Here is an 11,790-nt window from a genome sequence, read left to right as displayed (position 1 = left end):
TAGCCCTGCGCCGATGGCATCACCCGTTAAACCACCAGCGCCAGCACTAGCAGCAAACTCAACGCAGAAAACAGGGTTTGGAACGTAATGATGCTGGCCATCAAATCACTGTTGCCCCCCATTTGTTGGCTGAGCACATAGGCGGTGGGGGCGGTGGGCAGGGCAAAGAACAGCACCAAAATAGTGGTTTCGATGCTGGGCAGTTGCATAAGCCGTGCAACGATGAACGTGATGAGGGGGGCCATCAGCAGCCTGGCCGAACTGTTGAGCACCAGTGTGGTGAGCTGGCCCCGTATGTGATGGAGCTGGAGGGCGGAGCCCACACTCAAGAGCCCCAACGGCAAGCTGGTGTTGGCCAGCAGCGTTAAAAAACGGTCCGTGCCCCATTGCAACTCTGCACCTGAGAGATTGAAAAAAATGCCCGCTAAGCAAGAAAGAATCAGGGGGTTTTTGGCAATCGGGGCAAGCAGTGCTCGGACGCTGGTGTGTTGTCCTGCGGAAAAGGCCAACACCGAGATGAAATTGACGATAGGCACCAAGATGGCAATCATCAAAAGGGCCATTGATAGGCCTTCTCGGTGGTACAGGCTGCCAATGACGGCAATGCCCAAATAGGTGTTAAATCGCAAAACTCCTTGCAACAAAACCCCAAAGTGCGATGCGGGCCACTTTCTAACGTAGCGTAGCACCACCAAGCCTAGCCCCAAAACCGATAACACCAGAATGATTGCCACCAACAAACGTGGCAGGGCAGGGTTGTTCAACGGTGCAGTGCTAAGACTGCTAAAGAGCAGGGCCGGAAAGAGAATGAAATAATTCAGCCGTTCTGCCCCGTACCAAAACCCGTCGCTCGGAAAGTTCAGGCGCTTCATTCCATAGCCAGCCAAAATCAAAACAAAGATCGGCCAGATGGATGCCAAGATGTGGTGCATCGAAAGAGAGAGGGTGGTTGGGTTTTGAACACTGGCCGGATGGGGCAAAACCGGCCAGTCGGACTGGGCTGTGGATCAGTCAGGGTGTGAGCGGCTCAACGGCCCAAGGCATAAAACTCGGCATTGGGGCGCATGCTGGTGACGTTGGCCAAGCGGTTGGACATGCCAAAAAAGGCAGAAATACCGGCAATGTCCCACATATCCTCTTCGGTAAAGCCGTGGGTCTTGAGGGCGTCAAAGTCTGCCTCACCCACCAAGTGGGCGGTTTGCGACACCTTCATGGCAAAATCAATCATCGCTTTTTGGCGCTCGGTGATGTCTGCCTTGCGGTAGTTGGTCGCTACTTGGTCGGCAATCAGCGGGTTTTTGGCCCGAATGCGAAGAATAGCGCCATGGGCCACCACACAGTATTGGCATTGGTTCACGCTGCTGGTGGCAACCACAATCATTTCCCGCTCGGCCTTGGTCAGGTTGCCAGGCTTTTCCATCAAGGCGTCGTGGTAGGCAAAGAAGGCCCGAAACTCATCGGGGCGATAAGCCAGCGTGAGAAATACATTGGGCACGAAGCCGGACTTTTCTTGCACCGCCACAATGCGTTGCCGAATGTCTTCGGGCATGTCGTGCAGTTCAGGCACTGGGAAGCGGCTGATGGGGGCTGGATGGGATGCGCTCAAGAGGTTCTCCTACGAGGGTGAAAAAATGTGGATGAGGGGGTGGTGGTTTATTGATGAACATCCACCACAATGCGGCCCCGGATTTGGCCGTTCAACAAGTGCTGGGCCAGAGGAATGGCCTCGTCCAGCCCCACGGTGGTGCTGATGTGGCCGAGCTTGTCAAAATCCAGGTCGGTGCTGAGGCGTTGCCAAGCCAACAGCCGATCGGCACGGGGGCACATCACACTGTCTATGCCCACCAACGTGACCCCACGCAGGATGAACGGGGCCACCGTGGCCGGAAAATCCATACCAGCGGCCAAGCCACAGGCTGTGACGACACCCCGGTATTGGGTGGTAGCACAAATATTGGCTAACACATGGCTGCCCACCACATCCACGGCCCCGGCCCAACGTTCTTTGCCCAAGGGCTTGCCGGGAGTGGCAAATTGCGCCCGTTCGAGCACTTCTGTGGCCCCAAGTTGTTGGAGGTAGGGTGCGTCTTGGGGGCGTCCCGTCACGGCCACCACTGAATAGCCAAGCTGGGCCAGCAGCGCCACAGCCACACTGCCCACGCCGCCCGCAGCACCAGTGACCACAATGTCGCCGTCTTGGGGTTGAACGCCATGACGCTCCAGCGCCAAGACGCACAACATGGCGGTATAGCCTGCGGTACCAATGGCCATGGCTTGTTGGGGCGAGAATTGACGCGGCAATGGAATCAGCCAATCGCCATTGAGGCGGGCTTTTTGGGCCAGTCCGCCCCAATGGCCTTCTCCCACCCCCCAGCCATTGAGCAGCACCTGGTCTCCCACTTGGTGTGCAGGGTGGGTGCTGGCCTCTACCGTGCCAACCAAATCAATGCCAGGCACCATCGGAAACTTCCGTACCACTGGCCCTTTGCCAGTGATAGCCAAGGCGTCTTTGTAGTTGAGTGTAGAGTGGCTCACACGCACCGTCACATTGCCTTCGGGCAGTTGGGCCTCGTCTATTGCCTTGACGGTGGCACGGTAGCCTGCATCGTCTTTCTCCACCAAAATTCCCTCGAACATACGGCTCTCCTTTGAATTTAGACCGATCGTCTAATTTAATGCAAAAAAATCAACCCGGTGGCAAACTGGCAAAGAAAAATTCTGCAAATACGTCCAGTGGCGCAGCCGTTTGCTCCAACTTGGCCCGCAGCACGGCGCCCTCCCAACCAATCCAGAAAAAGGCCGCCCATTGTGGCGCACTGGCACCAAGGGCCAACTCACCCATCTGTTGGGCCTCTACCAAACAGGCGCAGAAACGGGCTTGCCAATCTTCCAACGTGCCCTTGAGTTGGGCCCGAAAACTTTCAGGCAACGATCCCATCTCCTGCCCCAGATTGCCGATCAGGCAGCCTCGGCGGTATTGGTGGCGGGCCATTCCTGCCTTGGCATCTTCGACAAAGGAGCGCAAACGAGCCAAGGGCGTCAGCGATAGATTGCGCAGGTGGCGATCGAGTTTGTGGGCAAAGAACGCACCATAACGCTCAATCAGCCGGAGACCGAAGGCCTCTTTGCTCTCAAAGTAGTGGTAGAACGACCCTTTGGGCACACCAACACGGCCCAAAATTTCCTCTATGCCGGTGGCAGAAAAACCCTTCTCGGTCAGGACTTGCAGGCCCGCACGCAACAGCAATTCTCGCGTGTCGGTTAGGTCGTCACGCTGCTTGGGTGGTCTGCCACGACGGCGAGGTGGGGCGAGTGGGGCTTCCATCGCTCGATTTTAGACTGATTGTCTAAGAATAAAAGAAGGCCGCATAAAAAACCACGCACCCTTGTTAGAGGCTCCAGTCATAGTCGATGGTCAGCGGCGCATGGTCACTAAAACGCTGCTCTTTGTAGATGCTGGCGCTGTGTGCCTGTGCTGCTAGTGCAGGCGAGGCCAATTGGTAATCAATGCGCCAACCCACATTGTTGGCCCAAGCCTGTCCTCGATTGCTCCACCAGGTGTAGGCCTCGCCGGTGGTGTCTGGATGCAAGCGACGGTACACATCCACCAGCCCCTCTTGTGACAAGAGTTGGGTCATCCACGCACGTTCTTCGGGCAAAAATCCGCTGTTTTTCAGGTTGCCTTTCCAGTTTTTCAGATCGATGGCTTGGTGGGCAATGTTGATGTCACCGCACAAAATGAACTCGCGTTCGGCCTGCAATTGCATCAGGTGCGGGTGAAAGCTGGCCAGAAAACGGAATTTGGCTTGTTGGCGCTCCTCGCCGCTGGAGCCACTGGGAAAATACACGCTCAGAATAGACAGCTTGCGCGTGGGTGTGTCAAAGCGCAGTTCAATGCAGCGGCCTTCGGCGTCAAACTCTGGGTCGCCGTAGCCCGTGCGCACTTCGCTGGGTTCGTGTCGGGTGTAGATGCCCACGCCAGAGTAGCCTTTTTTCTCGGCATAGTGAAAATAGCCCTGTAATCCGGCCAGAACATCAAGCTCGCCCTGCACATCAGCAGCTTGTGCCTTGAGTTCCTGCACACAAATACAATCAGCGCGTAGTGAAGCCATCCAGGCTTGCAGACCCTTACGGTTGGCCGAACGCAGGCCATTCAGATTGAGGCTGGTTAACTTGAACAAGGAATTTCCCATGGTGGTTGGTAGCGCCCAGGCGCAAGACAAAGGCCTGCTGGCCCAAGATTTTGTGGGCTTTGCAGTGGAGTCGGGCGTTTTACGCTTTGGCGAGTTCAAGACCAAGGCTGGACGCCTAAGCCCGTACTTCTTTAATGCCGGGTTGTTTGACGATGGCGCCAAAATGGGCCGTCTGGCTGAATTTTATGCAAAGGCCATTTTGGCCAGCGGTATCGAGTTCGACATGGTGTTTGGCCCCGCCTACAAGGGCATTCCACTGGCTGCTACTGTGGCGGTAGAGTTAGCCCGCCAAGGCCGTAACGTGCCTTTTGCTTACAACCGCAAAGAAGCCAAAGACCACGGCGAGGGAGGCACTTTGGTGGGAGCACCCTTGCGCGGCAGGGTGTTGATTGTGGATGATGTGATGTCGGCAGGCACGGCGGTGCGTGAGTCCATCGCCCTGATCCAATCCGCTGGCGCCATTCCCTATGCGGTGGCCATTGCCTTGGATCGCCAAGAAAAAGCCACAGAGAATGGGCATGATGTAGATCACAGTGCAGTGCAGTATGTGCGCGATCAGCTCGGTTTGCAGGTCTGTGCCATTGCCCAGTTGGCCGACTTGCTGCAATATCTGCAAGCTGCTGGTGGCTCCGAGTTGGGCAGCCATCATGAGCGGGTGCTGGCTTACCGTCAGCGTTATGGCGTCAACGAAGGAGCGTCCGATTGAATTTGCGCACACACTTGCCCAGAGGTACCCCTGTGTTGCGTGTAGCACTATGGGCGATGTTGGCAAGTGGCTGCGTCCAATGGGCATGGGCGCAAGCGCCTGCGCCCACGGCTGCTGGTATTTATACCTGTGTGGATGCCCAGGGGCGGCGTCTCACAGCCGACCGGCCCATTCCCCAATGTGTAGATCGTGAGCAGCGTGAATTAAGCCCCCAAGGCACTGTGCGCCGGGTGATTGGCCCCACCTTGACTGAGCACGAGCGGACAGCATTGGAGGCCCAGCGGCGCAAAGAGCAGGAAGAGCGTGCCCAACAGGCTGAGGAGCGCCGCAGAGAGCGCGCCCTGTTGGCCCGCTATCCTAACCAACTGGCCCACGATGCCGAGCGAGCCGAGGCCATTGTGCAGATTGATTTGGTCAGTGGTGCCGCCGTCAAGCGCATTGAGGAGTTGCAAGAGCAGCGCAAGACCTTGGATCTGGAAATGGAGTTCTATCGCAAAGATCCAGCCAAGGCACCGATGTCACTGCGCCGTATGTTGGCAGAGAACGAAGCCAACGTGCTGGAGCAGCAACGTTTTATTGCTAACCAAGACCGAGAAAAGCGCCGTGTTCACCAACGCTTTGATCTGGAGTTGGCCCAGTTGCGCCAACTATGGGCCACCCAACGCGCGCCGTTGGTGCCCCTGCCTACCCAAGCAGGCGTGTTGCCACTGGTGCCCACGGTGCCCGCAGGCACTTACATGACGCCCCGCCCCCCAGCGGGCGCACCGTAGTAGCCTTGGCGCACAGGCCAAGGCTTGGGGTTAGGCCAGTTTGGCCTTGAGCAAATCGTTTACCTGCTGCGGATTGGCCTTGCCTTTGCTGGCCTTCATCACTTGACCAACCAAGGCATTAAAGGCTTTGTCTTTGCCAGCACGGTATTGCTCCACATTGGCGGCATTGGCAGCAATCACCTCATCAATGATTTTTTCTAATGCGCCAGAGTCATTCATTTGCTTGAGACCTTTGGCCTCAATCACCGCATCCACCTCGGTGGCTTCACCGTTCCACAGAGCATCGAACACTTGTTTGGCGGCATTGTTGCTGATGGTGCCGTCGCTGATGCGGCCAATCAGTGCAGCCAATTGGGCGCTGCTGACCTTGGTTGCATCGATACCAATTTCTTCCAGATTCAGGCGGCGCGAGAGCTCGCCCATCACCCAGTTGGAAACCAGCTTGGGCTGGCCACAGGCTTGGGCCGCAGCTTCAAAGTAGGCCGCCATGCCTTGGCTTTGCGTCAGCGTGGTGGCGTCGTACTCGGGCAGGCCATAGTCAGCCACAAAGCGGGCTGCCATCACGCGGGGCAGTTCGGCCATGTCGGCACGCACTTGTTCTACCCATTCCGGGGCCACCACCAGCGGTGGCAGATCGGGGTCGGGGAAGTAGCGGTAATCGGCCGCATCTTCTTTGGTGCGCATGGCACGGGTTTCGCCCGTGTCGGGGTTGAACAGCACCGTGGCTTGCTGGATGGCGTGACCGTCTTCAATCTGTTCAATTTGCCAGCGGATTTCGTAATCGATGGCCTGCTGCATGAACTTGAACGAGTTCAGGTTCTTGATCTCGCGGCGCGTGCCAAGGGGCTGGCCCGGTTTGCGCACCGAGACATTGGCATCACAGCGGAACGAGCCCTCTTGCATGTTGCCATCGCAAATGCCAATCCAGGTGACGATTTTGTGCAGCTCTTTGGCGTAGGCCACGGCTTCTTCGGTGCTGCGGATGTCGGGTTCGGTCACGATTTCCAGCAGCGGCGTACCGGCGCGGTTGAGGTCAATGCCCGACTGGCCGATAAAGTCTTCGTGTAGTGATTTGCCCGCATCTTCTTCCAAGTGGGCGCGCACCAGCCGTACGGTTTTTTTCTCGTCGCCCAAGAAGAACGACACTTCGCCCCCTTGCACCACCGGAATCTCAAACTGGCTGATTTGGTAGCCCTTGGGCAGATCCGGGTAGAAATAGTTTTTGCGCGCAAAAATGCTGCGTGGCGCAATCGTGGAGCCTAGCGCCAAGCCCAGCTGGATGGCGCATTCCACGGCCTTGCGGTTCATCACCGGCAGTGTGCCGGGCAAGGCCAAATCGACGGCGCAGGCTTGGGTGTTGGCTTCAGCGCCAAAGGCGGTGCTGGCGCGGCTGAAAATCTTGCTCTGGGTGGCAAGTTGGGCATGGGTCTCGAAGCCGATCACGACTTCGTAGCCTTGGATGAGTTTGGCAGTCACGGTCAGAAACCCTCGGGCTGGCGCAGATGGAAATCAGTGGCTTGTTGCAGGCGGTGCGCCGCATTGAGCAGGCGTGCCTCTTGGAAGTAGTTGCCAATCAGTTGCAGGCCCACCGGCATACCCTGTGCGCCAAAACCAGCTGGCACGCTCATGCCGGGCAGCCCAGCCAGTGAGGCAGGCAGGGTAAAGATGTCGGCCAGATAGTCGGCCAACGGGTCGCTGCTGTGTTCGCCCAGCTTCCAGGCCACGCTAGGGGCCACCGGCCCGGCAATCAGATCGCACTGTTGGAAGGCTTGCTGAAAGTCGTCCGCAATCATGCGGCGGATTTTTTGCGCTTGCAGGTAGTAGGCATCGTAATAGCCGTGGCTGAGCACATAAGCCCCGGTCATGATGCGGCGCTTGACCTCATCGCCAAAGCCTTCGGCGCGGGTCTTTTTGTACATATCTTCCAAGTCGGTGAAGTTTTGTGCGCGGTGGCCAAACTTCACCCCATCAAAGCGGCTCAGATTCGAGCTGGCCTCTGCCGGGGCAATGATGTAATAAACCGGAATGGATAACTCAGTGCGCGGCAGGCTGATAGGCACCAGTTTGGCCCCGAGTTTTTCATATTCTTGCAGCGCGGCATCCACAGCCGCACGCACATCAGCGGCCAAGCCTTCGCCAAAGAATTCTTTGGGAATGCCAATGCGCAGGCCTTCGAGGCTGTCATTCAGGCGGGCGCTAAAGTCTTCGGCTGGCACATCCAAGCTGGTGGAGTCGCGGTCGGGGTCAGGGCCGCACATGGCCGAGAGCAGCAGGGCGCAGTCTTCGGCGCTGCGCGCCATCGGGCCGGCTTGGTCTAAGCTGGAGGCATAGGCAATCATGCCGTAGCGGCTGGCGCGACCATAGGTGGGTTTGATGCCAGTAATGCCACAGAACGAAGCCGGTTGGCGAATCGAGCCACCGGTATCCGTGCCGGTCACGGCCGGGGCCAGCCGTGCGGCCACGGCCACGGCACTACCGCCGGAGGAGCCACCGGGCACGCGCGTGGTGTCCCAAGGGTTGCGTACTGGAGCCGGGGCATCAAAGCCTACCGGGGCCACGGCAGAGTTCTCGTTGGCCGAACCCATCGCAAACTCATCGCAGTTGAGCTTACCCAGCGTCACAGCCCCAGCTTGGGCCAAACGGCTCACCACCGTGGCATCAAAAGGCGATTGGTAGCCCACCAGCATTTTGGAGCCAGCGGTGGTAGGAAAGTCCCGCGTGACAAAGATATCTTTGTGCGCGATGGGCACGCCCTCCAAGGGGCCAGCCGTGCCAACGGCCAAACGGGCATCGGCAGCGCGGGCTTGGGCCAGTGTGGCTTCTTCATTCAGCGCCACATAGGCACCCAAATGCTGATGTGCGCGTGCACGGGCCAGAAAATGTTGTGCCACTTCTGTGGCACTGACGCGCTGCTGGCGCAGTTCGGCAGCCAGTGCCGTGACACTCAGGTCGTGCAAGGGAGTATGGGAGAGGGACATGGGCTTACTCAATCACTTTGGGCACCAAGAACAGGCCGTTTTCTACTGCGGGGGCGCTGCGCTGGTTGGCTTGGCGCTGGTTGCTCTCAGACACTACATCGGCCCGCAGGCGCAGGGCGATGTCTTGCACCACGGCCACCGGGTGGGCCAGCGGCTCAATGCCAGTGGTGTCCACAGAACGCATTTGCTCGACAATGTCAAAAAAGCCGTTGAGCCGGGTGAGCATGCGCTCGCTCTCTTGCGGGCTGAGTTCCAGCCGGGCCAGATGGGCGATGCGGCCGATGTCTTGGGGGGTCAGTGCCATAGCGAAGACGTGATCAGAAACCGGATGTAAAGCTGTGCTTGCTACCGTGTGGGTAACAGGGTATTCACAGGGGATGCGGTATTATCCCGCCTTTGCCGCAATACCCTGCCCATCACCGGTCATTGTGCGAAAAAGAGCCACTTTAGACCCCATATACACCCCGTAAACACCCGGCGACTGCAAGCCGAAGCGCATGCCGTGCCCGAGAGGATTTTTGAATGTTCGGAGCTTTCCGTCGGTATTTCTCCACCGACTTGGCCATTGATCTTGGCACTGCCAACACCCTGATTTTTGCCCGCGACAAGGGCATCGTGCTCGATGAGCCTTCTGTCGTTGCTATTCGCCACGAAGGTGGCCCCCACGGCAAGAAGGTCATTCAGGCCGTTGGCCGTGAGGCCAAGGCCATGCTGGGCAAGGTGCCCGGCAACATTGAAGCCATCCGCCCGATGAAAGACGGCGTGATTGCCGACTTCGTGATCACCGAGCAGATGATCAAGCAGTTCATCAAGATGGTGCATCCGCGCACGCTGCTCACGCCCAGCCCGCGCATCATCATCTGTGTGCCCTGTGGTTCTACCCAAGTGGAGCGCCGTGCCATTAAGGATGCTGCCGAGGCTGCTGGAGCCACAGCGGTCTATCTGATTGAAGAGCCGATGGCCGCTGGCATTGGTGCTGGTCTGCCGGTGTCTGAGGCTTCAGGCTCGATGGTGGCGGATATTGGTGGCGGCACCACCGAAGTGGGCGTAATCAGCTTGGGCGGCATGGTCTACAAGGGCAGCGTGCGCGTCGGTGGTGATAAGTTTGACGAAGCCATCATCAGTTACATCCGGCGCAACTACGGCATGTTGATTGGTGAGCCTACGGCAGAATCCATCAAAAAAACCATCGGTTCTGCCTTCCCCGGCTCCGAAGTCAAAGAGATGGAAGTGCGTGGGCGCAATCTGTCCGAAGGTGTGCCGCGCAGCTTCACCATCTCTAGCAACGAGGTACTCGAAGCCTTGACTGAGCCCCTCAACCAGATTGTTTCTGCCGTCAAAAATGCGCTGGAGCAAACCCCGCCAGAGCTGGGTGCCGACATAGCCGAGCGCGGCATGATGCTCACGGGCGGTGGTGCGTTGCTGCGCGATTTGGATCGCCTGCTGGCCGAAGAGACGGGTCTACCGGTGCTGGTGGCCGAAGATCCGCTGACTTGTGTGGTGCGCGGCTGTGGCATTGCGCTGGAGCGCATGGGCCGCACCGGCAGCATTTTCACCAGCGAGTGAAAGCCCGGTCTGCGTTGCGGGCCAAGCCCTTTGCAGTAGCATGATGGCCATTGTCCTGGCCTCTTTGGTGCATGTGTTTGCCCGCAACGGCAGGCCCGGCACCTGAACGGATGTCCCCATGCCCCTTGGCACCCTGGATCGCCGCGCGCCCTCCTTGATGCGGCAGGGCCCATCGGCCTTTTCGCAGATTATTCTCTATAGCGCCTTGGCACTGTTTCTGATGGTGGCTGATGCGCGCTGGCGCATTACCGATCCTCTGCGCCAATCGGTAGCGGTGGTGCTCTACCCCATTCAATGGTTGCTGTTGCAGCCCAAAGATTGGGCCAGCCGTGGAGAAGGGTATTTTGAGACCCTAGAGCAAGCACAAGCGGCTGCGGATGCAGCACGGCAGGAGCTGGTGCGTTTGTCGGTGCGTGCCAATCAGGCGCAAGAACTCCTAGAGGAAAATGAGCGCCTGCGCAAGTTGCTCGACTTACAAGAGCGTCTAGACCTTCCGGCCCATGCGGCCCAGATTCTTTACGACACTACCGACCCCTATACCCGCCGTGTGGTGGTCAATCGGGGCCAGATGCAGGGTGTGGTGCAGGGCTCGCCGGTGGTCGATGCCGCAGGTGTTTTGGGGCAGGTCACCCGTGTCTATCCTTTTTTGAGCGAAGTGACCCTGTTGGTCGATCGTGAACAGGCTATTCCGGTGCTCAATACCCGCACTGGTGCCCGTGGCGTTGCCTATGGCGACCCAGTAGCCAGCCATGGTGGTGGGTTGGAGTTGCGTTTTGTAGCGGCCAATGCCGATGTGCAAGAGGGCGATCTGCTTTCAACCAGTGGTATGGACGGTGTTTACCCAGCAGGGCTGCCGGTGGCTAAGGTGGTGCGCGTAGAGCGCCGAGCCGATTCGGCCTTTGCCCGCATCTACTGCAAACCCCAGGCCCAGGTAGAGGGGGCGCGCCATGTCATGTTGATCACGCCAGTCGATGATGTGCCGCCCCGTCCGCAGCCCGAACCAGCGGCTGCCCCCAAATTGGGAGCCCACCGATGATCATGCCGCGTGGGCAGCCATTGCTGCTGCCAGCCAATCCCGTATTCATGACCGTCAGTTTGCTGGTGGGCTTGGTGTTAAACATGCTGCCATTGGGGCAAGTGCTCTGGGTGCCAGATGTGCTGCTGATTTTGTTGGCCTTTTGGGGCATCCACCAACCCGACCGCATTGGCATGGGGGTGGCCTTCATGCTGGGGTTGTGCATGGATGTCCAGCAGTCTTCCCTGTTGGGCCAACATGCCTTGGCGTATGCCGCGTTGATGTTTGGCACCAGTCTGGGGCATCGGCGTTTGTTGTGGTTCAAGCCTTGGGTGCAGGCACCACAAATGTTGGGTTTATTTGCCGGAGTGCATGCGCTGCAACTGCTGATTCGTCTGCTCTCTGGTGGTGGTTTTCCGGGGGTAGAGGTGGCAATCGCTCCTTTGCTAGAGGCGCTGCTGTGGCCTCTGGCCAGTTGGGTGCTACAGGCGCCACAGCGCCGCCCCCCCGACAGGGATGCGAACCGCCCTTTATGACCCGGGTTGTCTGTCTGTGTACCAAG

The 11,790-nt window shown here is 58.4% G+C and carries 13 protein-coding genes; 5 read left to right on the top strand and 8 right to left on the bottom strand.

Annotated elements, in window-relative coordinates; all coding sequences use genetic code 11:
• Window positions 1–26 precede the first annotated feature (26 nt).
• The 5 genes from ACFO6X_RS14355 to ACFO6X_RS14335 all read right to left on the bottom strand — a co-directional run bounded on the left by ACFO6X_RS14355 (window position 27) and on the right by ACFO6X_RS14335 (window position 4,193).
• Window positions 27–932, bottom strand: coding sequence for an AEC family transporter (locus ACFO6X_RS14355; RefSeq protein ID WP_382434324.1), 906 nt, complete (start codon window positions 930–932; stop codon window positions 27–29).
• Between the two features lie 95 nt (window positions 933–1,027).
• Window positions 1,028–1,606 (bottom strand): peroxidase-related enzyme, encoded by a 579-nt coding sequence (locus ACFO6X_RS14350; protein ID WP_382434322.1) that lies wholly within the window; start codon window positions 1,604–1,606, stop codon window positions 1,028–1,030.
• Window positions 1,607–1,653: 47 nt separating this feature from the next.
• Window positions 1,654–2,637, bottom strand: coding sequence for an acrylyl-CoA reductase (NADPH) (acuI, locus tag ACFO6X_RS14345; RefSeq protein WP_382434320.1), 984 nt, complete (start codon window positions 2,635–2,637; stop codon window positions 1,654–1,656).
• A 49-nt stretch (window positions 2,638–2,686) separates the two neighbouring features.
• Entirely contained in the window at window positions 2,687–3,325 is a 639-nt protein-coding gene (gene acuR, locus ACFO6X_RS14340; protein WP_382434318.1) for an acrylate utilization transcriptional regulator AcuR, read from the bottom strand.
• Between the two features lie 64 nt (window positions 3,326–3,389).
• Window positions 3,390–4,193 carry an exodeoxyribonuclease III gene (locus tag ACFO6X_RS14335; RefSeq protein WP_382434315.1) on the bottom strand — a complete coding sequence of 268 codons (804 nt, stop codon included), beginning with the start codon at window positions 4,191–4,193 and terminating at the stop codon, window positions 3,390–3,392.
• On the opposite strand from ACFO6X_RS14335, the gene pyrE reads away from it, so the two are divergent.
• Window positions 4,192–4,899, top strand: a complete 708-nt coding sequence (gene pyrE, locus ACFO6X_RS14330; protein ID WP_382434312.1) for an orotate phosphoribosyltransferase — start codon at window positions 4,192–4,194, stop codon at window positions 4,897–4,899. The genes ACFO6X_RS14335 and pyrE overlap by 2 nt on opposite strands.
• Window positions 4,900–4,955: 56 nt before the next feature.
• Window positions 4,956–5,669 carry a DUF4124 domain-containing protein gene (locus tag ACFO6X_RS14325; RefSeq protein WP_382434387.1) on the top strand — a complete coding sequence of 238 codons (714 nt, stop codon included), beginning with the start codon at window positions 4,956–4,958 and terminating at the stop codon, window positions 5,667–5,669.
• A 30-nt stretch (window positions 5,670–5,699) separates the two neighbouring features.
• Here ACFO6X_RS14325 and gatB read toward each other — a convergent pair whose 3' ends face one another.
• From gatB to gatC, 3 genes are read right to left on the bottom strand one after another with little or no spacing between them, the layout of a single operon-like run.
• The gene (gene gatB, locus ACFO6X_RS14320; RefSeq protein ID WP_382434310.1) at window positions 5,700–7,145 is read right to left on the bottom strand and encodes an Asp-tRNA(Asn)/Glu-tRNA(Gln) amidotransferase subunit GatB; all 1,446 of its coding nucleotides are present in this window, start codon (window positions 7,143–7,145) and stop codon (window positions 5,700–5,702) included.
• A 2-nt stretch (window positions 7,146–7,147) separates the two neighbouring features.
• Window positions 7,148–8,647 (bottom strand): Asp-tRNA(Asn)/Glu-tRNA(Gln) amidotransferase subunit GatA, encoded by a 1,500-nt coding sequence (gatA, locus tag ACFO6X_RS14315; protein ID WP_382434308.1) that lies wholly within the window; start codon window positions 8,645–8,647, stop codon window positions 7,148–7,150.
• A gap of 4 nt (window positions 8,648–8,651) precedes the next feature.
• Window positions 8,652–8,951 (bottom strand): Asp-tRNA(Asn)/Glu-tRNA(Gln) amidotransferase subunit GatC, encoded by a 300-nt coding sequence (gatC, locus tag ACFO6X_RS14310; protein WP_382434306.1) that lies wholly within the window; start codon window positions 8,949–8,951, stop codon window positions 8,652–8,654.
• Between the two features lie 218 nt (window positions 8,952–9,169).
• On the opposite strand from gatC, the gene ACFO6X_RS14305 reads away from it, so the two are divergent.
• From ACFO6X_RS14305 to mreD, 3 genes are all read left to right on the top strand, one after another.
• Window positions 9,170–10,213, top strand: coding sequence for a rod shape-determining protein (locus tag ACFO6X_RS14305; protein ID WP_382434304.1), 1,044 nt, complete (start codon window positions 9,170–9,172; stop codon window positions 10,211–10,213).
• A gap of 118 nt (window positions 10,214–10,331) precedes the next feature.
• Entirely contained in the window at window positions 10,332–11,249 is a 918-nt protein-coding gene (gene mreC / locus ACFO6X_RS14300; RefSeq protein ID WP_382434302.1) for a rod shape-determining protein MreC, read from the top strand.
• Entirely contained in the window at window positions 11,246–11,764 is a 519-nt protein-coding gene (mreD, locus tag ACFO6X_RS14295) for a rod shape-determining protein MreD (protein WP_382434300.1), read from the top strand. The genes mreC and mreD overlap by 4 nt, the downstream gene beginning before the upstream one ends.
• The last annotated feature ends 26 nt before the right edge of the window (window positions 11,765–11,790 follow it).

Source organism: Giesbergeria sinuosa (assembly GCF_042652905.1).
Taxonomy (GTDB): Bacteria; Pseudomonadota; Gammaproteobacteria; order Burkholderiales; family Burkholderiaceae_C; genus Simplicispira; species Simplicispira sinuosa.
Note: the sequence above shows the minus strand (reverse complement) of the source record. Positions and strands in the feature narration are given on the sequence as shown.